This is a genomic window from Streptomyces sp. NPDC021012 (assembly GCF_044333355.1).
In the GTDB taxonomy this organism is placed as follows: Bacteria; Actinomycetota; Actinomycetes; order Streptomycetales; family Streptomycetaceae; genus Streptomyces.
This window is the reverse complement of the sequence record NZ_JBIRQU010000011.1, coordinates 13,013-37,112: the sequence shown is the minus strand read 5'-3', so window position 1 is coordinate 37,112 and position 24,100 is coordinate 13,013. Positions and strand designations below refer to the sequence as shown.

21 protein-coding genes are annotated in these 24,100 nt (G+C 71.6%); 7 read left to right on the top strand and 14 right to left on the bottom strand.

What is annotated here, in order from left to right; genetic code table 11:
* Positions 1-28: 28 nt before the first annotated feature.
* From ACH4TP_RS30245 to ACH4TP_RS30225, 5 genes are all read right to left on the bottom strand, one after another.
* Positions 29-1,798, bottom strand: coding sequence for an IucA/IucC family protein (locus ACH4TP_RS30245; RefSeq protein ID WP_398439703.1), 1,770 nt, complete (start codon positions 1,796-1,798; stop codon positions 29-31).
* The gene (locus ACH4TP_RS30240; protein ID WP_398188817.1) at positions 1,795-2,334 is read right to left on the bottom strand and encodes a GNAT family N-acetyltransferase; all 540 of its coding nucleotides are present in this window, start codon (positions 2,332-2,334) and stop codon (positions 1,795-1,797) included. The genes ACH4TP_RS30245 and ACH4TP_RS30240 overlap by 4 nt, the downstream gene beginning before the upstream one ends.
* Positions 2,331-3,602, bottom strand: a complete 1,272-nt coding sequence (locus tag ACH4TP_RS30235) for a lysine N(6)-hydroxylase/L-ornithine N(5)-oxygenase family protein (protein WP_398439702.1) — start codon at positions 3,600-3,602, stop codon at positions 2,331-2,333. Before ACH4TP_RS30235 ends, ACH4TP_RS30240 begins: the two co-directional genes overlap by 4 nt.
* The gene (locus tag ACH4TP_RS30230; protein ID WP_389222194.1) at positions 3,583-5,028 is read right to left on the bottom strand and encodes a pyridoxal phosphate-dependent decarboxylase family protein; all 1,446 of its coding nucleotides are present in this window, start codon (positions 5,026-5,028) and stop codon (positions 3,583-3,585) included. Before ACH4TP_RS30230 ends, ACH4TP_RS30235 begins: the two co-directional genes overlap by 20 nt.
* Positions 5,029-5,150: 122 nt before the next feature.
* Positions 5,151-6,026 carry a siderophore-interacting protein gene (locus ACH4TP_RS30225; RefSeq protein WP_398439701.1) on the bottom strand — a complete coding sequence of 292 codons (876 nt, stop codon included), beginning with the start codon at positions 6,024-6,026 and terminating at the stop codon, positions 5,151-5,153.
* A gap of 219 nt (positions 6,027-6,245) precedes the next feature.
* Here ACH4TP_RS30225 and ACH4TP_RS30220 point away from each other — a divergent pair, with 219 nt between their 5' ends.
* The 4 genes from ACH4TP_RS30220 to ACH4TP_RS30205 are packed head-to-tail and all read left to right on the top strand — an operon-like array spanning position 6,246 to position 9,343.
* Positions 6,246-7,466: an RNA-guided endonuclease InsQ/TnpB family protein gene (locus ACH4TP_RS30220; RefSeq protein WP_398439778.1), complete on the top strand. Its 1,221-nt coding sequence runs from the start codon at positions 6,246-6,248 to the stop codon at positions 7,464-7,466.
* 1 nt (position 7,467) lies between these two features.
* Positions 7,468-8,313, top strand: coding sequence for a hypothetical protein (locus tag ACH4TP_RS30215; RefSeq protein ID WP_398439700.1), 846 nt, complete (start codon positions 7,468-7,470; stop codon positions 8,311-8,313).
* Positions 8,314-8,343: 30 nt separating this feature from the next.
* Complete coding sequence (locus tag ACH4TP_RS30210) at positions 8,344-8,658, top strand: hypothetical protein (protein WP_398439699.1); 315 nt, start codon at positions 8,344-8,346, stop codon at positions 8,656-8,658.
* 28 nt (positions 8,659-8,686) lie between these two features.
* The gene (locus ACH4TP_RS30205) at positions 8,687-9,343 is read left to right on the top strand and encodes a hypothetical protein (protein ID WP_398188831.1); all 657 of its coding nucleotides are present in this window, start codon (positions 8,687-8,689) and stop codon (positions 9,341-9,343) included.
* A gap of 66 nt (positions 9,344-9,409) precedes the next feature.
* Here ACH4TP_RS30205 and ACH4TP_RS30200 read toward each other — a convergent pair whose 3' ends face one another.
* Genes ACH4TP_RS30200 through ACH4TP_RS30185 form a run of 4 tightly spaced genes read right to left on the bottom strand, consistent with a single transcriptional unit; the run spans position 9,410 to position 15,052 of the window.
* A complete protein-coding gene (locus ACH4TP_RS30200; protein WP_389222184.1) occupies positions 9,410-10,570 on the bottom strand; it encodes an acyl-CoA dehydrogenase family protein in 1,161 nt (386 codons plus the stop codon).
* An 8-nt stretch (positions 10,571-10,578) separates the two neighbouring features.
* Positions 10,579-11,508: a hydroxymethylglutaryl-CoA lyase gene (locus ACH4TP_RS30195; RefSeq protein WP_398439698.1), complete on the bottom strand. Its 930-nt coding sequence runs from the start codon at positions 11,506-11,508 to the stop codon at positions 10,579-10,581.
* Positions 11,505-13,430: an acetyl/propionyl/methylcrotonyl-CoA carboxylase subunit alpha gene (locus tag ACH4TP_RS30190; protein ID WP_398439697.1), complete on the bottom strand. Its 1,926-nt coding sequence runs from the start codon at positions 13,428-13,430 to the stop codon at positions 11,505-11,507. Before ACH4TP_RS30190 ends, ACH4TP_RS30195 begins: the two co-directional genes overlap by 4 nt.
* Before the next feature lie 14 nt (positions 13,431-13,444).
* Positions 13,445-15,052, bottom strand: a complete 1,608-nt coding sequence (locus ACH4TP_RS30185; protein WP_389222178.1) for a carboxyl transferase domain-containing protein — start codon at positions 15,050-15,052, stop codon at positions 13,445-13,447.
* 87 nt (positions 15,053-15,139) lie between these two features.
* On the opposite strand from ACH4TP_RS30185, the gene ACH4TP_RS30180 reads away from it, so the two are divergent.
* Entirely contained in the window at positions 15,140-15,727 is a 588-nt protein-coding gene (locus ACH4TP_RS30180) for a TetR/AcrR family transcriptional regulator (protein ID WP_389222176.1), read from the top strand.
* 155 nt (positions 15,728-15,882) lie between these two features.
* Positions 15,883-16,659 carry a phosphatase gene (locus ACH4TP_RS30175; RefSeq protein ID WP_398439696.1) on the top strand — a complete coding sequence of 259 codons (777 nt, stop codon included), beginning with the start codon at positions 15,883-15,885 and terminating at the stop codon, positions 16,657-16,659.
* Between the two features lie 55 nt (positions 16,660-16,714).
* On the opposite strand, the gene ACH4TP_RS30170 is transcribed toward ACH4TP_RS30175, so the two are convergent.
* The 5 genes from ACH4TP_RS30170 to ACH4TP_RS30150 all read right to left on the bottom strand — a co-directional run bounded on the left by ACH4TP_RS30170 (position 16,715) and on the right by ACH4TP_RS30150 (position 23,324).
* Positions 16,715-18,931, bottom strand: coding sequence for an FG-GAP repeat domain-containing protein (locus ACH4TP_RS30170; RefSeq protein WP_398439695.1), 2,217 nt, complete (start codon positions 18,929-18,931; stop codon positions 16,715-16,717).
* Positions 18,932-19,039: 108 nt separating this feature from the next.
* Entirely contained in the window at positions 19,040-20,023 is a 984-nt protein-coding gene (locus ACH4TP_RS30165; RefSeq protein ID WP_398439694.1) for a cation diffusion facilitator family transporter, read from the bottom strand.
* Positions 20,020-20,892: an acyl-CoA thioesterase gene (locus ACH4TP_RS30160; protein ID WP_389222168.1), complete on the bottom strand. Its 873-nt coding sequence runs from the start codon at positions 20,890-20,892 to the stop codon at positions 20,020-20,022. Before ACH4TP_RS30160 ends, ACH4TP_RS30165 begins: the two co-directional genes overlap by 4 nt.
* Positions 20,893-22,050: an acyl-CoA dehydrogenase family protein gene (locus ACH4TP_RS30155; RefSeq protein ID WP_041129344.1), complete on the bottom strand. Its 1,158-nt coding sequence runs from the start codon at positions 22,048-22,050 to the stop codon at positions 20,893-20,895.
* A gap of 80 nt (positions 22,051-22,130) precedes the next feature.
* The gene (locus tag ACH4TP_RS30150) at positions 22,131-23,324 is read right to left on the bottom strand and encodes a helix-turn-helix domain-containing protein (protein ID WP_398439693.1); all 1,194 of its coding nucleotides are present in this window, start codon (positions 23,322-23,324) and stop codon (positions 22,131-22,133) included.
* Between the two features lie 163 nt (positions 23,325-23,487).
* Here ACH4TP_RS30150 and ACH4TP_RS30145 point away from each other — a divergent pair, with 163 nt between their 5' ends.
* Positions 23,488-24,093 carry a hypothetical protein gene (locus tag ACH4TP_RS30145; protein WP_398439692.1) on the top strand — a complete coding sequence of 202 codons (606 nt, stop codon included), beginning with the start codon at positions 23,488-23,490 and terminating at the stop codon, positions 24,091-24,093.
* The last annotated feature ends 7 nt before the right edge of the window (positions 24,094-24,100 follow it).

Genomic DNA, 24,100 nt, shown 5'->3' with positions numbered 1-24,100 from the left:
GGCGGGGCTCGCATCGGTTCGGGGGAGGTCAGGCGAAGCGGGCGATCGGGTTCGAGAGGTCGCCGACGAGCTGGAGGGCCGCCGAGGGGTCCGCGAGGTCGACCATCTGCTTGTTGTTGCGGAGCTGGAGGCGGTTGAGGGCGGAGAGGGCGAAGGTCTCCGCGAACATGTCGTACCGGGTGAAGCGGTCCGACAGTTCCGGGTGGGACGTCTGGTAGGCGCGGACGCACTCCGCGACCGTGCGCCAGAAGTCGTCCTCCGTGAGGGCGCCCTCCGCGGCCAGGGTCGCGCCCAGGAAGCGGAAGAAGCAGTCGAAGACGTCGGTGAAGACCGAGAGGAGCTTCATGTCCTCGGGGACCTCGGCGCGGATGCGCTCCACCGCCGGCGGGACGACCGCCGCCGGGTCCATCACGCAGATCTCCTCCGCGATGTCCTTGAAGATCGCGCGGACGACGGCGCCCCGCTCGTCGAGGACGAGGATCACGTTCTCGCCGTGCGGCATGTAGACGAGGTCGTACGCGTAGAAGCAGTGCAGGATCGGAAGGAGGTAGGCGTCCAGGTACCGGCGGAGCCAGGTGGCCGGCGGCAGGCCCGATTCCTTGATCAGCGCGCCCGTGAACGAGGCGCCCGCGTGGTCCACGTGGAGCAGGGACGCCATCGTCGCCAGGCGCTCGCCCTCGGCGAGCGTCGGGACGGGGGACTCGCGCCAGAGCGCGGCCAGCATCTTGCGGTAGGGGGAGTAGCGGTCGGTGGCGGCCTCGTACTCCAGGTGCCGGTAGCCGACCGCCGCCCGCTCGCGGATGATCGAGAAACGGGCCGACTTCAGGGTGGAGTCGGACTCGATCAGGCCGTGCAGCCAGTCGTTGATCGCCGGGGTCGCCTCCATGTACGCCGCCGAAAGGCCGCGCATGAAGCCCATGTTGAGGACGGACAGGGCCGTTTTCACGTAGTGCTTCGCCGGGTCCGCCGTGTTGAAGAACGTACGGATCGACTGCTGCGCCAGGTACGCGTCGTCGCCCTCGCCCAGGTACACCAGGCGCTGCTGCGCCACCTCGGCGGCGAAGGTGACGGACAGCTTGTTCCACCACTGCCAGGGGTGGGCCGGTACGAGGAGGTAGTCGGAGAGGTCCAGGCCGCGCTCGGCGAGGGTCGCGGCGAAGCCGTCCACCGTCGCGTCGCCCAGTTCGGCGCGGATGAACGTCTCGTACGCGAGGTCCGCGCCCGCCGTGAAGGTGGTCCGGTCGCGGTGCGCGGCCAGCCAGATCAGGTGGATCGGAGATGCCGCCTCGGGGGCGTACGCGCGGTACTCGTCGACTCCGAAGCCCAGCCGGCCGTTGTTGGCGACGAAGCAGGGGTGGCCCTCGGTCATCCCCGTCTCGATCGCCTGGAAGCCGGCGCGGGCCAGTTCGGCGGAGGTCACGGGCGGCTTGGTCGCCTTGTACGCCGTACCGGCCAGGGTGGAGGAGATCTCCTCCAGGTAGACGGGGAGGATCTCGTCGCTCAGGCCGAGGGAGCCGCGCAGTTCGGTGATGAACTGGAGCGCGTCCAGGGGGAGTTGTTCGTCGCCCCGGTGGCGGCTGATGGAGTCCGGGTAGACCTGCCAGTGGTCGAGCGCGAAACGGTCGGCCGTGAAGCGGTACTCGGTCGTGCCGTCGTCGCTGAGGACCCGGTAGCGGCTCTCGCCCAGCTCCCGCGGGTCGATCAGCCGCTCGTGGGCGAACTCGGCGAGGCCCTTGCGGATCAGGGCGCGGTTGGCGGCGGCCCAGCGCTCGGGGGTGAGGTGTGCGACGGGGTTCATACGGAGGCTCCGACGGCGGTCTCGAACTGGGCGCGGGTGCAGAAGCTCAGGAGGGCCGTCTTCTCGGGCTTCCGGATCTCCCGGTCGGGCACGAAGCCGACGGCCTCGTTGAGGGCGTGGACGGCCTTGTTGCGGACGTCGGGTTCGACGACCACGCGGGCGGTCGCCGGGTCGGCGAACAGTTCCGTCATCACGGCGGTGATGACCGTACGCGTGAAGCCGTGGACCGGGGTGTCGGTCGGGGCGACCAGGAAGTGCATGCCCACGTCGCCGGGGAGCGGCTCGTACAGGCCGACCAGCTCGACCTCCGCGGGGTCGTAGCGCTCCATCAGGAAGGCCGGCTCGCCGTCGACGAGGCCGATGAAGGCGTCGTGGTGCGGGTGGGCGGCGATCGCCATGTACTCGCGCTCGACGTCCTGGAGCTTCGCGTCCTGCATCATCCAGAAGGCGGCCTTGGGGTGGGTGACCCAGGGGTGGATCAGCTCGGCGTCCGCGAGGGGGTCGAGCGGGCGTATGCGGATGGTCCGGTCGGTCATGCGGCGAACTCCTGGAACGCGATGGTCTTCTCTACCGGGTAGTACTCGGAGCCCAGCATCTCCCCGATGATGTAGGCGTTCCGGTACGGGCCCATGCCCAGGTCGGGCGAGGTGATCGAGTGCGTGTGCACGCCGGCGTTCTGCAGGAAGATCCCGCGGCCCGTGGTGTCGACCGCGTAGTTGCGGGCCACGTCGAAGCGGCCCCGGCCGTCGAAGCGGAGGCGGTCGCGGATCGGTTCCAGGAAGGCGGGGACGGCGTACCTGTAGCCGGTGGCGAGGATCAGGCCCTCGGTGTCGATCGTGAAGTCCTTCTCCTGCTCCTCCTGGCGGAAGCCGAGCGCGTACGTGCCCGTCGTGTCGTCGTACGAGGCCGAGCGCAGGGCCGAGTTGGTGAGGAGGCGGGTGGGGACCGGGCCGTTCAGGTTCTTCTGGTAGAGCAGGTCGAAGATGGCGTCGATGAGCTCGCCGTCGATGCCCTTGAAGAGGCCCTTCTGCGCCGTCTCCAGGCGGTAGCGGGTTTCCTCGGGCAGGGCGTGGAAGTAGTCCACGTACTCCGGGGAGGTCATCTCCAGGGTGAGCTTGGTGTATTCGAGGGGGAAGAAGCGGGGGGAGCGGGTGACCCAGTTCAGGCGGTAGCCGTGGACGTCGATCTCCGACAGCAGGTCGTAGTAGATCTCCGCCGCGCTCTGGCCGCTGCCGACCAGGGTGATCGACTTCTTCTTCTGGAGCTCCTCCTTGTTCGGGAGGTAGCGCGAGTTGTGGATCAGGTCGCCGCCGAGGCCCTCGCAGGTCTCGGGGATGTGGGGCGGGGTGCCGGTGCCGAGGACGAGCCGGGGCGACCGGAACGTTTCTCCGGACGCGGTGGTGACCACGTAGAGCTCTTCCGCCCCGTCGTACGCGACCGTCGTGACCGTCGTCGAGAAGCGGATCGAGGTGAGCTTCCCGGCGGCCCAGCGGCAGTAGTCGTTGTACTCGGTCCGCAGCGGGTAGAAGTTCTCGCGGATGTAGAAGGAGTAGAGGCGGCCCTTCTCCTTCAGGTAGTTGAGGAAGGAGTACGGCGAGGTCGGGTCCGCGAGGGTGACCAGGTCCGACATGAACGGGGTCTGGAGGTGGGCGCCTTCGAGGAACATCCCCGAGTGCCACTCGAAGTCCGGCTTCGACTCCAGGAAGACGCCGTTCAGTTCGTCGATCGGCTCGGTCAGGCAGGCGAGTCCGAGGTTGAACGGACCGAGCCCGATGCCGATGAAGTCAAGAGGCTGCGTGGACAAGGTTCTCTCCCAGGTACTGCTCGGCGTGGCCGGCGATGAGGTCGAGGACTGCGGCGATGTCGGCCGGCGTCGTCTCGGGGTTGAGCAGGGTGAACTTGAGGTACTGGCGGCCGTCGACCTTGGTGCCGGCGACGACGGCCTCGCCGGAGGCGAACAGGGCCTTGCGGGCATGCAGGTTGGCCCGGTCGACGTCCTCGGGGGAGGCGGCGGCCTCCGGGACGTAGCGGTAGACGAGGGTGGAGAGCCGCGGCTCGACGACGACCTCGTAGCGCGGGTCGGCGGTGAGCAGCGCGAAGCCTTCGGCGGCCAGGTCGCAGACCTCGTCGAAGAGCTCCCCGACGCCGTCGGCGCCCATCACGCGCAGGGTCATCCAGAGCTTGAGCGCGTCGAAGCGGCGGGTGGTCTGGAGGGACTTGTCGACCTGGTTGGGGATCCGCTCGGCGAGCGTCCGGAGGGGGTTGAGGTAGTCCGCGTGGTACGTCGCGTGGCGCAGGGTGGCGCCGTCGCGGACCAGGAGGGCGGAAGAACTCACCGGCTGGAAGAAGGACTTGTGGTAGTCGACGGTGACGGAGTCGGCCCGCTCGATGCCGTCCAGGAGGTGGCGGCGGGTGCGGGAGGCGAGCAGTCCGCAGCCGTAGGCCGCGTCGACGTGCATCCAGGCGCCGTACTCCCCGGCGAGGGCGGCGATCTCGGGCAGCGGGTCGATGGAGCCGAAGTCGGTGGTGCCGGCGGTGGCGACGATCGCCATGGGGACCAGGCCCTCGGCGCGGCAGGCCTCCAGCTCGGCGGCGAGGACGACGGACTGCATCCGCTTGTCCGCGTCGACGGGGACGGGGACGACGGCGTCGCGGCCGAGGCCGAGCAGTTGGGCGGACTTCTGGACGCTGAAGTGGCTGCACTCGGAGGAGAAGATCCGCAGCTTCGACAGGTCGGCCGCCCCGGCCTCCTCGCGGGCGAGCAGCAGGGCCTGGAGGTTGGACTGGGTGCCGCCGCTGGTGAACACGCCGTCGGCGAGCGGGCCGAGGCCGATCCGGCCGGCGGTCCAGTCGATCAGTTTCCGCTCGATGAGGGTGCCGCCGGCGCTCTGGTCCCAGGTGTCGAGTGAGGAGTTGACCGCCGAGAGGACGGCCTCGCCGAGGACGGCGGGGATGACCACCGGGCAGTTGAGGTGCCCGAGGTAGCGGGGGTGGTGGAAGTAGACGGCGTCGCGGAGGTAGACGCTCTCCAGCTCGTCGAGGACGGCGGAGGAGTCGCCGAGCGGCCGGTCGAGGTCGACGGCGTCGATCACGGGGGCCAGCTCGGCGGGCGTGACGCCGGTGAAGGGACCTCGGGTCGCGGCGAGTTTGCTCGCCACCCGCTCGACTCCTTCGGTGACGGAACGTCGGTAGACGTCCGCCGTCGTGTCGTTGAGGAGGTGGGAGCGCATGTGGGGGCCCTTCCGGGAGCGGACTCGGTCGGCTTAAGTAAGGTTAGCCTAACCTAATTTCAATCACGAGAAAGCCCCCCGGTCCCGATGGACCGAGGGGCTGCCGGTGAATGGCTCGTTCGCTACGCCTCTTCCTGCGTCTCGTCCGGCACCTCGCGCAGGGCGTCCTCCGACAGGCCCTTGCGCCAGTAGCCGACGAAGGTGACCCGGCGCCGGTTCAGTCCCCGCTCCCGTACGAAGTGGCGGCGCAGCGCCTTCACGACCCCCGACTCGCCCGCGATCCAGACGTACGGGGCCTCCCCGGGCAGTTCGGTGCCGGACACCGCGTCCACGGCGGACGGTGCCCCCTCCTCCCGTACGAGCCAGGTGACCGTGGCGTCCGCCCGGGTCGCGAGCTCCATCCGGTCGCCGGAGTACGGCACTTCCAGGAACACCCGGGCGCGGGTCTCGGCCGGCAGCCACTCCAGGATCGCGGAGGCGGCGGGGAGGGCCGTCTCGTCGGCCCAGATCAGTACGGAGTCGGCGTCCTCCGGCAGCCGGAAGCGGACGCCCGTGTTCTCGGCGACCGCCGGGCCCAGGACCACCACCCGGTCGCCGGGCTCGGCGCGCCCGGCCCAGCGGCAGGCGGGGCCGACGCCCGCCGCGCCGGCGGCTGACGTCTCCGCGTGGAGGGCGAAGTCGATGTCGATCTCGGGTGCGGGCTCGGTGCGCTGCTCGCGGACGGTGTACGAGCGCATCACGGCCCGCTCGTCGTGGGGCATCGCGCGCCAGGCGCCGAGGATCGCGTACATGTCCGGGTCGTCGAGGGGCGGCAGGACCGGCGCCTCCTGGCCGGGGTGCGGCAGGAAGAGGGAGAGCGACTGGTCGCGGCCCCCGGTGGCGAAGTTCTTCAGGTCGTCCCCGGTGAAGGTGATCCGGACCAGGGACGGGCCGAGCCGCCGGGTCCGGTCGACCCGGAGGGAGAAGAACTGGAAGGGGGCGGTCTCGGCGTTCGTCATGAAGATGAGGTTAGCCTAACCTCATAATGATCAACAGAGGGGTCGGCTCGCTATGGGCGGGCTGATTCGGGAGGGGGGGATCCTCGTTTCGGCGAGCGGCTCGCGCGATCTTCTCATTTCGTCACGAAAACCAAGTGTGCGTGAAGGGTGAAGCGCAGTGCCGATCAGCACAAATATTCTGATAGTCGGCTATAAAGCAACTGTCGTACGGTGATCGGTATGCAGTTGAGGTACAGCTTCCGCCTGTACCCGACTGGTCCCCAGCGCACTGCGCTGGCCCAGGCGTTCGGGTGCGCGCGCGTGGTCTACAACGATGCCCTGCGGGCTCGTGAGACCGCCCGCGCCGCAGGCGAGGCGTTCCCCGGGATCGGGGATCTGTCGAAGCTGCTGATCACCGAGGCCAAGCTCACTGAAGAACGCGCGTGGCTCGGCGGCGTGTCCGCCGTGGTGCTGCAGCAGTCGTTGCGGGACCTGGACACCGCGTACAGGAACTTCTTCGACGGCCTGAAGGGCAAGCGCCCGCGTATGGGTGCGCCCCGGTTCAAGTCCCGCAAGGACAATCGGCAGGCCGTACGGTTCACCGCCAACGCGCGCTGGAAGATCACGCCCGGTGGGGACCTGTCCTTGCCGAAGATCGGCGATGTGCGGATCAAGTGGTCCCGTAACCTCCCCTCCGTGCCGTCCACGGTAACCGTGGTCAAGGACGCCGCCGGCAGGTACTTCGCCTCGTTCGTGGTGAAGACCGAGCCGGATGAGACGCTGCCCGAGACGGACGCCGTGGTCGGTATCGATCTCGGCCTGACCCACTTCGCGATCCTCTCGGACGGCACGAAGATCGAATCCCCGCGCTTCCTGCGCCGGGCGGAGAAGAAGCTCAAGCGGGAACAGCGCTGCCTGTCCCGCAAGGCCAAGGGATCGAAGAACAGGGACAAGGCCCGCATCAGGGTCGCCCGTGCGCATGCGCGGGTGGCCGATGCGCGGCGCGAGTTTCACCACCAGCTCTCAACGAGGATCATTCGCGACAACCAAGCGATTGCCGTTGAGGACCTGGCGGTCAAGGGACTCGCCCGCACTCACATGGCCAAGTCCGTCCACGACGCCGGATGGTCTGGCTTCCTGGTCATGCTGGAGTACAAAGCCGCTCGGTACGGGCGCGGCTTCCACCGGATCGGCCGCTTCGAGCCGACCTCACAGGTGTGCTGCAACTGCGGCACCATGGACGGGCCCAAGCCACTCGACACCCGCGTCTGGCAGTGCCGGGGCTGCGGATGGTGGCTGGACCGGGACATCAACGCGGCGGTCAACGTCGCCAAGGCCGCCGGACTGGCGGTGTCAGCCTGTCGAGCGCGGGTAAGACCGGGACCTGTCCCGGCACAGCGCGAAGAAGCAGGAACCCACCGAGACGGTCAGACGACCGTGGTAGGAATCCCCGCCCATTAGGGTGGGGAGGAAGTCAATTCAAGTACGGCCAGGGCGCTGCGGCGTCGATGCGACCAACGCCGTCGAATGGGCCGAGGCGCACGGCTTCAAGTCCGGCGCCATCAACATCGACAACGACATGGCCTCCGGCCGGGACCAGGGCCAGGCGGACTTCGACCCGCCCGCCGGGATCGTCTCCGGCCTGGACCGGGACCTCAACCAGGCCGCGTACAAGGCGCCCCTGCTCGCCGACGTCCAGTCGTACCTCACCTCCATCGGCGTCCCCGAGACCGGCGGCGAGGGCTGGACCCTGGACGGCGACTGGGTCACGTACGGGGCCGTCACCACCACCGAGGCCTTCAACCGCGTCATCGACGCCGACTACCTGTTCACCAACCTCGCCAGGACGCTCAAGATCCGCAAGGCGCTCATCCAGGCCCCCGTCCTGTGGGAGCTGCGCAAGCTGAACGCGCTCGACGCGGTCGCCGACGAGGCCGTCAAGGCCGGCCTCAAGGACGACTGCAGCACCGGCTGGGGCCAGATCTTCGCCTGGGTCACCATCCAGGCCCGGAACTACTGCATCCAGCAGGGCATCCTCAACGCCACCCCGCTGACCAGCGCCGACACCAGGGCCGTCTGGGACCAGCTCCAGGACCCCGAGTACAACATCCGCTCGGTCGCGTACCTGACGATGTACAACGCCTACCAGCTCGGCATCCCCTCGCCGTCGCTGACCACCAGCCTCGCCGACACGCAGGCCCTGCTCGCCCGCTACAACGGCACCGGCGACAAGGCGGCGCAGTACGGGCGCGAGCTCGTCGGCCTGTACCAGGTCCTGGAGAACTACAACGCGCTCAGCCGCGCCTAGCGGCCCCCGCCGATCGCGAAGAATGGGTGCATGAGGAAGCTTTTCGTGCCGGCCGTGGTGAACCTGCTGCTCGGCGTGCCCGGAATCATTCCGTACTTCCTGGTCTGGTACGTCCTGGCCAACGGGCCGCTCGCCGCCCTCGGGTGGACGACGCAGGACCCGAACGAGAACGACGGCATGTCGCTGTGGCTGGTCATCCTCGTACCGGTCCTCGGGATCCACGGCCTCGTCTGGGGCCTGGTGAACCGGCGCCTCGCGCGCCGGACACCCGCCCCGGGGGCCGTGTTCTGGACGGTGTGCGCGGTGGCTTCCCTGGCGCCCTTCCTGGCGATCGGGCTGTTCTGACGAAGACTTGAGAGGAGACACGAAGCACATGCAGCAGAAGATGACGCGCCGCACGGTCGTGCGGACCGCCGCCGTCGTGGGCGCGGCCGCCGCCCTCAGCCCGGTCCTGTCCGCCACGGCCGTCGCCGCGCCGAGCGCGGGCGCCGCCGACGGCACCGTCCCGGGGGCCCGCAAGCCCAAGCGCCCGGCGACCTCCGCGAACGGCTGGACCATCCAGACCAACGTCGACCGCGACTCCCAGGTGTGGACGCGCTCGGTGGCCGGCGCCGGACTGACCGTGCCGGTGTGGATCGGCGACGTCGAGACCGTCCTGCTCCACGTCGTGCGCCGCTTCCACTACGAGGTGGAGGAGCTCCACGCCGGAGACCTCGCCGGCTGGCGCCCCGCCAAGGAGGTGCGCCGCCGCCACCCCGAGTCGAACCTCGCGTCCGGCACGGCCGTGCGGATCCGCCCGGGTGTCGGGGCGACGCAGGGGACGCTGTTCCCGCTCCAGACCGACACCGTCCGCGCCATCCTCGCGGACTGCGACGGCGTGGTCCGCTGGGGCGGTGACGACAAGCCGGTGGACGAGTCCCTCTTCTACATCGCCGTCGGCCCGCTCGACCCGCGCCTCGCCGCGCTCGCGGCCCGGATCCGGGAGTGGAACGCCACGCCGGGCGAGGGCGCCGGAGCGATCACGGCCTGATCAGGCATGACATGAGGAAGGGGCGCGCGGCCTGAAGCCGCGCGCCCCTTCTGTGCATGCTTCCCGTCAGGCCGGGAGGCCCAGCTCCCGGGCGATCAGCATCCGCTGGACCTCGCTGGTGCCCTCGCCGATCTCCAGGATCTTCGAGTCGCGCCACATCCGGGCCACCGGGTACTCGTTCATGAAGCCGTAGCCGCCGTGGATCTGCGTGGCGTCACGGGCGTTGTCGACGGCCACCGTGGAGGAGTACAGCTTCGCGACGGCCGCCTCCTTCTTGAACGGCTCGCCGAGGACGAGGCGGGAGGCCGCGTCGCGCCAGCCGATCCGGGCCATGTGCGCCCGGGTCTCCATGTCGGCGATCTTGAACTGGATCGCCTGGTACGTGCTGATCGCCGAGCCGAAGGCGTGACGTTCCTTCGCGTACTTCACCGACTCGTCCACACAGCCCTGCGCGAGGCCCGTCGCGAGCGCCGCGATCGCGACCCGGCCCTCGTCCAGGATCCGCAGGAACTGCGCGTACCCGCGGCCCTCCTCGCCGAGCAGGTTCTCCACCGGGACGCGGACGTCGTCGAAGGACAGCTCACGGGTGTCCGAGGCGTTCCAGCCGACCTTCGAGTACGGGGCGGCGACCGTGAAGCCCGGGGTGCCGGAGGGCACGATGATCGAGGAGATCAGCGGGCGCCCGTCGGGCTTGCGGCCGGTGACCGCCGTGACCGTCACCAGACCGGTGATGTCCGTACCGGAGTTGGTGATGAAGCACTTCGAGCCGTTGATGACCCACTGGTCGCCGTCCCGGACGGCCGTGGTGCGGGTGCCGCCGGCGTCGCTGCCCGCGCCCGGCTCGGTCAGGCCGAAGGCGCCGAGCATCTCGCCGGAGCACAGCTTCGGCAGCCACGCGCGCTTCTGCTCCTCGGTGCCGAAGCGGTAGACCGGCATCGCGCCCAGCGAGACGCCCGCCTCCAGGGTGATGGCCACGGAGGAGTCGACCCGGGCCAGCTCCTCCAGGGCGATCCCGAGGGCGAGGTAGTCGCCGCCCATGCCGCCGTACTCCTCGGGGAACGGCAGGCCGAACAGGCCCATGCGGCCCATCTCGGCGACGATCTCGTACGGGAACTCGTGCCGCTCGTAGTAGTCGCCGATCTTCGGCGCGACGACGTCGTGCGCGAACTCCTCGACGGTGCGGCGGAGTTCCTCGTGCTCTTCGGAGAGCCGGTGGTCGAGGGACATGTCTTTCGTCACTCCTTGTGGGAGAGGGCGCGGACGGTACGGGAGGGGCTGGGCCGGCCCAGCTGTTCGGCCATCCACACGCTCGTGGCGGTGAGGGCGGCCAGATCGACCCCGGTCTCGATGCCGAGACCGTCGAGCATCCACACGAGGTCCTCGGTGGCGAGATTGCCGGTCGCGCTCTTCGCGTACGGGCAGCCGCCGAGGCCGCCGGCGGAGGCGTCGACCGTGGTCACCCCGTGGCGCAGGGCGGCCAGGGTGTTGGACAGGGCCTGCCCGTAGGTGTCGTGGAAGTGCACGGCGATACGGGAGGTGGGGACACCGGCCTCGTCGAGGCCCGTCAGCAGGGCCTGGACGTGACCGGGGGTCGCGACCCCGATCGTGTCCCCGAGGCTCAGCTCGTCGCAGCCCATGTCGGCGAGGGCCTTCGTGACCCGGACGACCTGCTCGACGGGGACGGCGCCCTCCCAGGGGTCGCCGAAGCACATCGACAGGTAGCCGCGCACCTTGAGGCCGGCCTCTATGGCCCGGGTGACGGTCGGCTCGAACATCGCGAGCGCCTCGTCGACGGTCCGGTTCAGATTGGCCTTCGCGAAGGACTCGGTCGCCGAGGCGAACACGGCGACCTCGCGGGCGCCGAGCGCGAGGGCCCGGTCGAGACCCCGCTCGTTCGGCACGAGCACCGGGAGCCGCACGGGCAGGTCGCGGACGCGCGGGAACAGCTCCTCGGCGTCGGCGAGCTGCGGCACCCACCTGGGGTGCACGAAGCTCGTCGCCTCGATGGTCGTCAGGCCCGCGGCGGCGAGCCGCCGCACGAACTCGGCCTTCACCTCCGTCGGGACGGCCGTCTTCTCGTTCTGCAGCCCGTCCCGGGCACCGACCTCGTGGATCCGGACCCGGGCGGGGAGCGCGGGGTCCTTCACGGTCATCGGCAGGTTCACGCGTCCTCCTCCTCACGGGGCGTCACCACGGCCAGGATCTGGTCCATGGCGACGGTGGTGCCGGGCGTGACGTCCAGCTCGGTGACGGTGCCGGCGTGCGGGGCGGAGATGACGTGCTCCATCTTCATCGCCTCGACCACCAGCAGGCTCTGCCCGGCCTCCACCTCGTCCCCGACGGTCACCTTCACGACGGTCACGGTCCCGGGCATGGGCGCGGCGAGGGTGTCGGCCCCGCCGTGCCGGGCGCCGGAGAGGGCGGCCTCGACGGGGTCGTGGTCGAGCACGTGCCAGGAGTCGCCGTCCCGGCCGAGCCAGGCGCCCGCGCGGCGGAAGGTGTGGGTGACGCCGTCCACGGTGACGGTCACGTCGGTGGCCGTGACCCGGGCGCCGCCCGGGGCCTCGACCGCCACGGGCTCCAGTCCGGGTACGCGTACGGGGAAGGAGAGCGGGGCCGGGGCGCCGCCCAGACGCCAGCCGTTCGGCACCGAGAAGGGGTCCGTCCAGCCGTCCCGGGGCGCCGGGGCCAGCCGGGCGAGCCGCACGGCGGCCGCCGCCGCGTACACCTCCTCCGGGACCGAGGCGTCGACCAGTGAATCCGCGTCCCGCTCCACCAGGCCCGTGTCCAGGTTGCCCTTCACCACGTCCGGGTGGGCGAGGAGGCGGCGCAGGAAGCCCGCGTTGGTGGGGACGCCCAGGGTGACCAGGTCGGCGAGGGCCGCGCGGAGCTTGCGGAGGGCCGCCTCGCGGGTGGGGGCGTGGACGATGACCTTCGACAGCATCGGGTCGTAGAGGGAGGAGACCTCGGTGCCCTCCGAGAGGCCGGAGTCGGTCCGTACGCCGTTCCCCCGGGGCTCGTGCAGCGCGAGGACCGTGCCGCCCGAGGGCAGGAAGCCGCGCGCGGGGTCCTCGGCGCAGATGCGGGCCTCGACCGCCCAGCCGTCGAGCCGGACGTCCTCCTGCGCGAAGGGCAGCGGCTCGCCCGCCGCCACCCGCAGCTGCCACTCCACCAGGTCGACGCCGGTGATCAGTTCGGTCACCGGGTGCTCGACCTGGAGGCGGGTGTTCATCTCCATGAAGTAGTACGAGGAGGGGTCGCCGCCCGGCACGATGAACTCGACCGTGCCCGCGCCCACATAGCCGCAGGAGCGCGCCGCCTCGACCGCCGCCGCGCCCATCGAGGCGCGGATCTCCGGGGTGAGGAGGACGCTCGGGGCCTCCTCGATGATCTTCTGGTGGCGGCGCTGGAGCGAGCACTCGCGCTCGCCCAGGTGGATCACGTTTCCGTGGGCGTCCGCCAGGACCTGGATCTCGATGTGCCGGGGGCGGTCGATCCACCGCTCCACGAGCAGCGTGTCGTCGCCGAAGGAGGCCCGCGCCTCCCGGCGGGCCGCCGCGATCTCCTCGTCCAGGACCGCCAGGTCCCGCACCAGGCGCATGCCCTTGCCGCCGCCGCCCGCGCTGGGCTTCAGCAGGACGGGCGCGCCCAGCTCACGGGCCGCGGCGGCGATCTCGGGGTCGGCCGCGCCGGGCACGACCGGGACGCCCGCCGCCTTCACGGTCTCCTTCGCGCGGATCTTGTCGCCCATGAGGGAGATCGCGGTCGCGGACGGGCCGATGAAGACGAGGCCCGCGTCGGCACAGGCCTGCGCGAAGCCGGCGTTCTCCGCGAGGAAGCCGTAGCCGGGGTGCACGGCCTGCGCCCCGGTCCGCCGGGCCGCGTCGAGCAGGGCGGGGACGGACAGGTACGACTCGGCGGCCGGCGCCGGACCGATCCGCACCGCCGTGTCCGCCTCCCGTACGTGCCGGGCGTCGGCGTCCGCGTCGCTGTAGACGGCCACCGAGCGCACGCCCATCTCCCGCAGGGTGCGGATGACGCGGACGGCGATCTCGCCCCGGTTGGCCACAAGGACGGTGTCGAACATTCTCCGAGTACCCCTCACATCCGGAAGACGCCGAACTGGGGGTCACCCAGGGGCGCGTTGGCACAGGCGGTCAGGGCGAGGCCGAGGACCTGCCGGGTCTCCATCGGGTCGATGACCCCGTCGTCCCAGAGCCGGGCGGTCGCGTAGTAGGCGCTGCCCTGCGTCTCGTACTGCTCGCGGATCGGGGCCTTGAAGGCCTCTTCCTCCTCGGCGCTCCACCCGTCGCCGAGCTGGTCGCGCTTGACGGTGGCGAGGACGGACGCGGCCTGCTCGCCGCCCATGACCGAGATCTTGGCGTTGGGCCACATCCACAGGAAGCGGGGGGAGTAGGCCCGGCCGCACATCGAGTAGTTGCCCGCGCCGTACGAACCGCCGACGACGACCGTCAGCTTCGGGACCCGGGTGGTGGCCACGGCCGTGACCATCTTCGCGCCGTGCTTGGCGATGCCGCCGTGCTCGTACGCCTTGCCGACCATGAAGCCGGTGATGTTCTGCAGGAAGACGAGCGGGATGCCGCGCTGGTCGCACAGCTCGATGAAGTGCGCGCCCTTCTGGGCGGACTCGGCGAACAGGATGCCGTTGTTGGCGACGATGCCGACGGGGTGGCCGTGGATCCGGGCGAAGCCGGTGACGAGCGTCTGCCCGTACTCGGACTTGAACTCCTGGAAGCGGGAGCCGTCCACGACCCGGGCGATGACCTCGCGCACGTCGTAGGGGGTGCGGGAGTCGACGGGCACGGCCCCGTAGAGACCGTACGGGTCGACCTTCGGCTCCTCGGCCGGCTCGACCTTCCAGGGCAGCGGGCCGCGCTCGGGGAGCGTGGCGACGATGTTCCGCACGATCCGCAGCGCGTGCGCGTCGTCCTCGGCGAGGTGGTCGGTGACGCCGGAGATCCGGGAGTGGACCTCGCCGCCGCCGAGCTCCTCGGCCGTGACGACCTCGCCGGTCGCCGCCTTCACGAGCGGCGGACCGCCCAGGAAGATCGTGCCCTGGTTCCGTACGATCACGGCCTCGTCGCTCATCGCGGGCACGTACGCGCCGCCGGCCGTGCAGGAGCCCATGACCGCCGCGATCTGCGGGATGCCCGCGCCGGACATCCGGGCCTGGTTGAAGAAGATCCGGCCGAAGTGCTCCCGGTCCGGGAAGACCTCGTCCTGCATCGGCAGGAAGGCGCCGCCGGAGTCCACGAGGTAGAGGCACGGGAGCCGGTTCTCCAGGGCCACCTCCTGCGCCCGCAGGTGCTTCTTCACCGTCATCGGGTAGTACGTGCCGCCCTTGACGGTCGCGTCGTTCGCCACGATCACGCACTCGCGGCCGGAGACCCGCCCGATGCCCGCGATGACACCGGCCGCCGGGGCCTGGTCGCCGTACATCCCGTTCGCCGCCAGCGGGGCCAGCTCCAGGAACGGCGAGCCCGGGTCGAGCAGCGTGTCCACCCGGTCCCGGGGCAGCAGCTTGCCGCGCGCGGTGTGCCGGGCCCTGGACTTCTCACCGCCGCCCAGGGCGGCCGCCGCGAGCTTGGCGCGCAGGGTCGCGGCCAGCTCGTGGTGCGCCGCCTCGTTGGCCTGCCAGGCCGGCGAGGCGGGATCCGCCGCACTCGACAGCACAGGTGCCTGCTGCATCGACCGATCTCCCTTGTCCGGTTAATGAGCGTTAACGTATGCCGCCAAGGTTAACGACCGCTAACCGGGTTGTCTAGAATTGACTTCATGACCACGAGCCCCACCCGGACCGACGCCCCGACGCGACGCGAGCAGATCCTCAAGGAGGCCGCCCGCCTCTTCGCCGAGCGCGGCTTCCACGGCGTCGGCGTGGACGAGATAGGGGCCGCCGTCGGCATCAGCGGACCCGGCCTCTACCGGCACTTCCCGGGGAAGGACGCGATGCTCGCCGAGCTCCTGGTGGGCATCAGCGAGCGGCTCCTGGCCGGCGGCCGGCTGCGCGTGGCCGAGGCCGGCGGGGACCCGCGCGCCCTGCTCGGCTCCCTCATCGACGGGCACATCGACTTCGCCCTCGACGACCGGCCGCTGATCACCCTCCACGACCGCGAACTCGACCGGCTCAAGGACGAGGACCGCAAGCGGGTCCGGCAGCTCCAGCGGCAGTACGTCGAACTGTGGGTCGCGGTCGTCCGCGAGCTCCACCCCGACGCGGGCGAGTCCGAGTCCCGCACCGCCGTCCACGCCGTCTTCGGCCTGCTCAACTCGACCCCGCACCTCGCCGCCCTCGGCCGCGGCCCCATGGAGGACCTGCTGCGACGGCTGGCGCACGGGGCGTTCGGGGCGCTGGGCGCGTAGCGGCGGCGGGCCCTCACGGTTCGACGTCGGCGCCCACCGGGGGCGGCGCCGGAGGCCCGGGCGGCCCGCCGCTCCCCGCAGAAGCCGGGGGCGCGCCGGTCCAGGGGGCGGAACCGGCTGTCCGGTGCGGGGTGGGCTCGGACAGAATGAGCCCCATGCCGATACTCAGCCGCGCCGCCCTCGTCGAGCACCTCGTCCGCACCCGGATCGCGGGAGACGTCGCCACCCCGCGCGACAACAACCTCTCCCACTACCGCAAGCTCGCCAACGGCGACCGGCACTACTGGCTCGGCCTCGAACTCGGCGACCGCTGGACCGACGAGCAGGACGTGCTCGCCGTCATGGCCGAGCGGTGCGGCGTGATCGACGACCCCGCCCACCGGGTCGGCCAGGACACCATCGACCCCGAACTCACCGTCGACGGCCTCGACCGGATGGCCGCCCGGCTCCGCAAGGCCGCCGCGGGCCGCGAGCGGGTCCTCTTCGCGACCGGCCACCCCGGCGCGCTCATCGACGTCCACAGCCGGGTCGCCGCCGCGCTGCGCGCCCAGGGCTGCGACATCGTCCGCATCCCCGGCGGACTCGTCGCCGACGAGGGGTACGTCGTGCAGTTCGCCGACGTCGCCGTCTTCGAGCGCGGCGCCAGCCTGTGGCACACCCACTCCCCGGAGCCGATGAACGCCATCCTCGACGCCCTCGGCGAGGACGGCCGCCCCGACCTGGTCATCGCCGACCACGGCTGGGCGGGGCGCGCCGGCCAGCGGGGTATCGACTCCGTCGGCTACGCCGACTGCAACGACCCCGCCCTCTTCATCGGCGAGGCCGAGGGCACGATGCAGGTCACCATCCCCCTCGACGACCACGTCCTGGACCCCCGCTTCTACGAGCCCCTGACGGCGTACACGCTGAACGCGGCGGGCCTGGCGGCCTGAGCCCGGAGGGCAGGGCACCCCGCGCCGAGGCGGCGCGGGGTGCTGCGCGGGGGTGTCAGAAGACGACGGGGCGGGTGCCGGACGCGGAGGTGTACGGGGCCGGGACGTTGAGCGTCTGCCCGGGGCCGAAGGGGGCCTTCCAGTCGCCGGTGCCCTTGTACACGGTGAGCAGGGACCAGGAACCGGTGCCGCGCTCCGCGATCAGGTCGGCGCGGCCGTCCCGGTCCACGTCGCCGATGTTGACGAGCTGCTGGTACGTGTTCCACCCGCCGCCGACCTTGGTCCGGGGCGCGAACGTGCCGTCACCCTTGCCGAGGTACAGCCACAGGACGCCGGTCCGGTCGCGGGCGAGGAGGTCGCCCGCCTTCGCGCCGCCGATGTCGCCGGGGGCGGTGAGGCGGTCGTACGCGTTCCACCCGGCGCCGACGCGGACGCGCGGCGCGAACGGCCTGGCGGCGTCGCCGGTGGCCTTGTACAGCCAGAGGACGCCCGCCGTGTCGGTGGCGACGAGGTCGGGGCGGCCGTCGCCGGTCAGGTCGGAGCCCGCCGCGAGGGTGGTGTACACGCCCCAGCCCGCGCCGATCCGGATCCGCTGGGAGAGGGCGCGGCCGGTGCCCGAGTAGAGCCACAGGACGCCCTGCCCGTCGCGGGCGACGAGGTCCGCGTACGGGTTCGCGTCGAGGTTCCCGGCGGACAGCAGCCGGTCGTACACGGACCAGCCGGCGCCCCGCTCGGTCCGCTCCCACTCCTTCTCCGGCGCCGCGAGGAACTGCCGGACGTCGTACGAGGCGAGGTGGCCCGCGCCGTCCCGGACGAGCAGGTCGGGGGAGCCGCTGTCCGAGTAGTCGTGCGGGACCGTGCCGCTGGCGACCTGGAGGGTGCCGGACCGCTCGATCTGCCCGCCGATGCCGTTGAGCGGCGTGACGGTCACCCTCCACTCGTAGGCGCCGTTGTAGGCGGCGGTCCCGTTCGGGAAGGTCCCGTCCCACTCGAAGGCCGCCTCGGTGTTCGTCCCCAGGAGCTTCTTGTCGGACGTCCAGGTCCTGCCCGTCGCCTTGTGCGTCAGCCGCAGGCTCACCCCCACGTCGCCCCGGCTGAGGTTCCACCGCAGCGCCGCCCTGGACCCGGCCGCGCCGAAGCCGGCCGTGGCGGGCACCTGCTCGTCCACGACGGCGACCGGCGTGGTCGCGCCGTTGGTCGCCACCTGGGTGACGGCAGGCCGGCCGTCCGCACCGAGACCGATCCTGTACACGCCCGCGCCGTGCTCCGGCGTGGTGCCCTGCGCCAGCAGGCCGTCGCCGGCCCCGACCAGGTCCCACAGCTCGCCGAGGAGACCGGTGACGGTCGTGCCGTCCTTGAGGGAGACGGCCGAGAGGGCCTTTCCGGACACGCCGGACACGACCCAGTCCCCCAGCAGGGAGACCGGCACGTAGGAGCCGTTGGGCTGGAGGGGCGTGTGGCGCGTCGATCCGGCCTCGCCCCGGCGGGCCGTCACCAGGGTCACGGAGCCGCCGGGCTGCCACTCGGACCAGGCCAGATGGGTGGCCGTGACCGCGATGCCGGAATTGGGGAAGAAATCGGGCACGGCCCGGTCCTCGACGACCTTCGCCTCCGCGAGGTCGACGACGGCCAGGCGATCCCCCTTCACACCGCCGACCGTGCCCTCGTACTGGACGGCGAGGACGCCGGAGGGGGAGTACACGACGTTCTCGATGTACGCGTCGGAGGGAAGGCCCTGCACCTGGCGGTGCACGACCGTGCCCGCCGGCTTGGAGACGAGGTGGAGGCTGCTGCGGGGGCGGGTCATCACGAGGGTGTCGCCCGCGACCTGCCAGAGTTCCGCACCCGCACCGACGGAGCTGGTGTCGATGTCGACGGGTTCGCCGCCCGCCATGTCCAGGAGCCGGTAGGCGCTTCCCCCCGTCTGCACCGCGACGCGGTCGCTGTCCGTGGCTGCCGTGGGGGTGCTGTAGTCGGGGGCGCCCTTGGGCAGGGTGGTCCTGGCCCCGTCCTCGGACCGGTGCCACTGCCAGGTGGTGTTCACGCCGTCGCTGGAATCGGACCAGGTCAGGAAGCCGGTCGAGCCGCCGCCGTGCAGCTGCTCGTTGAAGCCGAGGGGGAAGGGGGCCGTCTGCTGCTCCGCCGCGGTGGCGGTGACCGCCCGAGGGGCGGCGAGGGCGGGAGCGGTGGCCATGGCCGTGCCGGCCGTCACGGCGAGGGCGACGGTGACGGCGACCGCGAGGTTCCGGCCGGCCGGGCTGGGGTGCTTCAAGGGGGGCTTCCTCCAGGTCCTGTGTCGTGGCGTCCATGCGCCACAACCACAGGACTCGGAAAGGCCGTTCGGGGTTGTGCGGCCGTCCGGAAGTCGGCATCGAGTCTGTCAGGTCGGATCCGGAGCGGTCGGCGGCCGGGGCCGGCGCTGTTCCACGCCCGGTGTCGGGTCCAGGTAGACCCGGGCGATCGCCGGGTAGCGCTCGCGGAGTTGGGATTCGGCGTCCTCGCAGGCCCATTCGACCTGCTCGGCGGAGGAGACGTCGCGGAAGTCGATCTTCGCGGCGACGAGGACCTCGCCGGGGCCCTGGATGAGGGTGATCAGGTCGAGGACGTCGACGACGTGGGGGACGGAGAGGAGTTCCTCGCGGATGCCCTCGCGCATGCGGCGCGGGGCCGGGCGGCCGATGAGGAGTTCGGCGTTGGAGCGGCCCAGCACCCAGGCCACGTACACGAGCAGGACGCCGATGAGGATGGAGGCGACGCCGTCCCAGACGGCGGAGCCGGTGATCTGGACGCCGAGCAGGCCGCCCGCCGCGAGCATGAGGCCGGCGAGGGCGGCGGAGTCCTCCATCACGACCGCCTTGACGGTGGTGTCGGGCATCCGCCGGAGGTACTGGGCGAAGGGGGCCTTCATCCGCTCCGCCTCCGCCCTGACCTGCTTGATGCCGGTGCGCAGCGAGAAGCCCTCCAGGAGGAAGGCGATGCCCAGGACGATGTACGAGACCGTCGGGTCGCCGAGTTCCTCGCCGTGGGTGAGCGTGTGGATCCCGTCGTAGATCGAGAAGACCGCGCCGCCGACGAAGGTGGCGACCGCGGCCAGCAGCGCCCAGACGTAGCGCTCGCCCGCGTAGCCGACGGGATGGTCCTCGTCGGCCGGCCTGTCGCTCCGCTTCAGCGCGGTCAGCAGCATGACCTCGGTGACGGTGTCGGCGACCGAGTGGGCGGCCTCCGAGAGCATGGCGCTGGAGCCGCTGACGATGCCCGCGACGGCCTTGGCGACGGCGATCCCGAGGTTCGCCGCCGCCGCCACGATCACCGTGAAGGTGCTTTCTCCCTGTTCCGGCATGATGCGGACGCTATGTCCGATCATCGGCGCGGGACGCGAACGACACCCTCCTGGATGACGGAGATCGCCAGCCGCCCGTCCTGGGTGAAGATCCGCGCCTGGCCCAGGCCGCGCCCGCCGGAGGCGGTCGGGGACTCCTGGTCGTACAGGAGCCACTCGTCGGCCCGGAAGGGCCGGTGGAACCACATGGCGTGGTCGAGCGAGGCGCCCACGACGTCGCCCACCGCCCAGCCGCCCCGCCCGTGCGCGAGCAGGATCGAGTCGAGCAGCGTCATGTCGGAGACGTACGTGGCGAGGACGACGTGCAGCAGCGGGTCGTCCGCCAGCTTGCCGTTCGTGCGGAACCAGACCTGGGAGCGCGGCTCGCGCGGCTGCCCGACCGTCCCCCACGGGGGCGTCTCGGCATAGCGCAGGTCCACCGCCGCCCTGGCCTCGATCAGCCGGTCCGCGACCTCGCGCGGGAGGTGGCGGGGCAGCATCTCGGCCGGCGTCTCCAGGGACTCCGGGTCCGGCGCCGCCGGCATCTCCACCTGGTGGTCGAGCCCCTCCTCGTACGCCTGGAAGGACGCCGACAGGTGGAAGATCGGCTGGCCGTGCTGGACGGCGACGACCCGGCGGGTGGTGAAGGAGCGGCCGTCGCGGATGCGGTCGACCGTGTAGACGATCGGCGCGCCCGGGTCCCCGGCGCGCAGGAAGTACGCGTGCAGGGAGTGGGCGAGCCGGTCCTCGGGGACGGTCCGCCCCGCCGCCACCAGCGCCTGGGCGGCCACCTGGCCGCCGAAGACGCGGGGGACGATCGAGGGGCGGGACTCGCCCCGGAAGATGTCCTGCTCGATCCGCTCCAGGTCGAGCAGATCGAGCAGGTCATCCAGAGCCGTGTGAGCGTCGGGCACTTACAGGCCCATCGACTTCGCGATGATCGACTTCATGATCTCGCTGGTGCCGCCGTAGATGCGGTTGACGCGGTTGTCGGCGTACAGGCGGGCGATCGGGTACTCGTTCATGTAGCCGTAGCCGCCGTGCAGCTGGAGGCAGCGGTCGATGACGCGGTGCGCGACCTCGGTGCAGAACAGCTTGGCGCTGGCGGCCTCGGCGGGGGAGAGCTCGCCCGCGTCCAGGGCCTCCAGGGCGCGGTCGGCGACGGCCTCGGCGGCGTCGACCTCGGCCTGGCAGGCGGCCAGCTCGAACTTGGTGTTCTGGAAGGAGGCGACCGGCTTGCCGAAGACCGTGCGGTCCGTGACGTACTGCTGGGCGAAGCGGACGGCGGCCTTGGCCTGGGCGTAGGCGCCGAAGGCGATGCCCCAGCGCTCGGAGGCCAGGTTGTGGCCGAGGTAGTAGAAGCCCTTGCCCTCCTCGCCGAGCAGGTCCTCGGCGGGCACCTTGACGTCGACGAAGGCCAGCTCGGCCGTGTCGGAGGTGCGCAGGCCGAGCTTGTCCAGCTTGCGGCCGATGGAGTAGCCCTCGGACTTGGTGTCGACGGCGAAGAGCGAGATGCCGAAGCGGCGGTCGTCCTCGGAGGGGGCGGAGGTGCGGGCGCAGACGATCACGCGGTCGGCGTGGACGCCGCCGGTGATGAAGGTCTTGGCGCCGTTGAGGACGTAGTGGGTGCCGTCCTCGGAGAGCTTGGCGGTGGTCTTCATGCCCGCGACGTCGGAGCCGGTGCCCGGCTCGGTCATGGCGAGCGCCCACATCTCCTCGCCGGTGACGAACTTCGGCAGGAAGCGCTTCTTCTGCTCGTCGGTGGCGAGCATCTTGATGTACGGCAGGGCGAGCAGCACGTGGACGCCGGAGCCGCCGAACTGGACGCCGGCGCGCGAGGTCTCCTCGTACAGGACGGCCTCGAACTTGTGGGTGTCCAGGCCCGCGCCGCCGAACTCCTCGGGGACGTTGATGCCGAAGATGCCCAGCTCGCCGAGCTTGTCGTAGAACTCGCGCGGCGCCTGGCCCGCGGCGAACCACTCGTCGTAGACGGGGACGACCTCGGCCTCGATGAAGGCGCGGATGGTCTCCCGGAACGCCTCGTGGTCCTCGTTGAATACGGTACGGCGCACGGTGCGTCTCCTCCGATGTGCGGTGCGGGCCAGTTGTCTAAGCGCTTGCTCAGCTTGTTCTGTCCGAAGTTACCCAGCGGTCACCCGCTCTGTCCAGACTCCGCGCCTGTGATCCAGCGCCCCTTCGCCGAGTCGTAGCCGTACACCGGGCCCCCCTTCGCCCGCCCGCTCGTACGGAAGGCCTCCCCGCCGGAGTCCGCGATCCGCACCACGCCGCTCCTGCCCTCCGCGCTCCACTCCAGCTCCAGGTACCACCGGCAGTCGCAGCGGGCGGCGCGGGCGGAGACGAGCAGCTCCTCGGGCTCCGCCGCGGTGACGGTGTACGGGAACCTCACGGCCGGGATCTCCCGCCCCTCCTCCCCGGAGGCGTCGTACCCGTCGACCGGGCGCGCGAGCGGGCGCGGCGCGTCGAGGTCCACGGCGAACCGCCGCGGCGTGACGGCCCCGCCGCACCCCTCGTCCATGCGGTACGCCGCCCAGCGCAGCGGCCCCGCCCTTCCCACCACGCGCACGTGCAGCCCCTGCAGGACGACGGCGGAAGCCCCCTTCCCCTGCACCGAGACCCGTACGAGCGTCTGCCCCCCGTCCACGGCCCCGACCGCCCCCGCCCACCGCCCGGCGTCGACGGGCACCGGAGGCGCGCCGACCCGGGCGGGGGGCCGGTCGGCGAGATAGGTGTGCCCGCAGCCGTTCTCCCAGAGATCGGAGGAGACGGTGTACGTGAACGGGAGCGGCGCCCCGGCCTCCTGTGACTTCCCGCCGCGTCCCGGCAGCAGGGCGACCACGAGCGCGAGCGCGAGGACGGCGAGGACGGCGCCGAACACGAGCGGGGCCCTCCGGCGGGGCCGCGCGGGGGCGGGGGCGCCCTCGTAGGCGGGGGCCACGGTCGGCGCGAGCGGTCGGGGCGTGACGGGCTCGGGCCCGACCGGCTTGATCGGCTCGACCGGTCCGTCTGGCTCGACTGATCCGACCGGCTCGGCCGGTCCGTCGGGCTCGGCCGGCCCGACCGCCCCGGCCGGCCTCGCCGGTGGCCTGCGGATGAGGTCCGCGCGCTGCCAGTGCTCCTCCAGTTCCCGGATCTCGTCCGTGCCGGCCCCGCACAGCCGGGCAAGGCGTCCGAGGACGGCGAAGGCCTCCGGGACGGCCGCGCCGGAGCAGTAGCGGTGCAGGGTGGAGGCGCTGACGCCGAGGCGCCGCGCCAGGGCCTCGTAGCTGCGCCCGTCGCGCTCCTTCAGCGCCCGCACCCGCGCCGCGAACTCCTCGACCTCACCCATCTACCAGCCCCCCGCTCGTTCCACCCCTCTTGCGTTCTCCCACGTCAGAGGGGGTGGAATGGTTCCGGGACGGGTGGAGGGCGCGTCGCCGTTGCCCGGGGGCGGGCGGGGGCCCGAGGGTGGTGGGGCACTGACCGAACGACCCGACGGGGGATCCAGCACCGTGAACAAGTTCCGTACCGCACTCGCGGCCACCGCCGCTGCCGCTCTGGGCCTCGCCGCCCTCGCCGCCGCCCCGGCGCAGGCGGCCGCCCAGCCCGCCTTCCTCTCGGCCGCGCAGATGCCGGCGGCGTCGACGCCGTGGACCGCCACCCGGGTCTTCACCGGCGTCCCGGAGAACGGCGGCGCCCTCTGCGCCCCGTACAGGATCCCGGCGCAGAACACCCGCTACCGCGAGTTCACCACCGAGCTCGACACCAACGGCGTCCAGATCACCACCGTCGCCCGCACCGAGGCCGACGCGGTGAAGCTGGTCGACACCCTCCGCAAGTCCCTCGCCGGCTGCGGCGCCCTCCTGGAGCGGCAGAACCCGGGCCTGCACGCCGTCAGCGCCTACCACGGCAAGCTCGCCGTGGAGGAGGGCGCCTGGGTCTACAGCCTGGACACCGCCGACCCGCAGGTCGGGAACACCGACATCCACCTCTTCGCCGTGGGCCGCGACGGCCGCACCGTCACCTACGTCCGGTGGGGCCGGATGGGCGACCTGAAGGACGCCCCGCTGGCCGCCTTCCGCACGACGGCGAAGACGGCGGTGAACAAGCTCTGGTGACCGCCCC

Bases quoted from the DNA above. Each gene is read 5' to 3' on its own strand.
- ACH4TP_RS30200 (WP_389222184.1), bottom strand. From the start codon at position 10,570: ATGTCCCTCGACCACCGGCTCTCCGAAGAGCACGAGGAACTCCGCCGC.
- ACH4TP_RS30230 (WP_389222194.1), bottom strand. From the start codon at position 5,028: ATGCGCTCCCACCTCCTCAACGACACGACGGCGGACGTCTACCGACGT.
- ACH4TP_RS30185 (WP_389222178.1), bottom strand. From the start codon at position 15,052: ATGCAGCAGGCACCTGTGCTGTCGAGTGCGGCGGATCCCGCCTCGCCG.
- ACH4TP_RS30220 (WP_398439778.1), top strand. From the start codon at position 6,246: ATGCAGTTGAGGTACAGCTTCCGCCTGTACCCGACTGGTCCCCAGCGC.
- ACH4TP_RS30225 (WP_398439701.1), bottom strand. From the start codon at position 6,026: ATGACGAACGCCGAGACCGCCCCCTTCCAGTTCTTCTCCCTCCGGGTC.
- ACH4TP_RS30190 (WP_398439697.1), bottom strand. From the start codon at position 13,430: ATGTTCGACACCGTCCTTGTGGCCAACCGGGGCGAGATCGCCGTCCGC.
- ACH4TP_RS30180 (WP_389222176.1), top strand. From the start codon at position 15,140: ATGACCACGAGCCCCACCCGGACCGACGCCCCGACGCGACGCGAGCAG.
- ACH4TP_RS30210 (WP_398439699.1), top strand. From the start codon at position 8,344: ATGAGGAAGCTTTTCGTGCCGGCCGTGGTGAACCTGCTGCTCGGCGTG.
- ACH4TP_RS30240 (WP_398188817.1), bottom strand. From the start codon at position 2,334: ATGACCGACCGGACCATCCGCATACGCCCGCTCGACCCCCTCGCGGAC.
- ACH4TP_RS30150 (WP_398439693.1), bottom strand. From the start codon at position 23,324: ATGGGTGAGGTCGAGGAGTTCGCGGCGCGGGTGCGGGCGCTGAAGGAG.
- ACH4TP_RS30205 (WP_398188831.1), top strand. From the start codon at position 8,687: ATGCAGCAGAAGATGACGCGCCGCACGGTCGTGCGGACCGCCGCCGTC.
- ACH4TP_RS30245 (WP_398439703.1), bottom strand. From the start codon at position 1,798: ATGAACCCCGTCGCACACCTCACCCCCGAGCGCTGGGCCGCCGCCAAC.
- ACH4TP_RS30165 (WP_398439694.1), bottom strand. From the start codon at position 20,023: ATGATCGGACATAGCGTCCGCATCATGCCGGAACAGGGAGAAAGCACC.
- ACH4TP_RS30175 (WP_398439696.1), top strand. From the start codon at position 15,883: ATGCCGATACTCAGCCGCGCCGCCCTCGTCGAGCACCTCGTCCGCACC.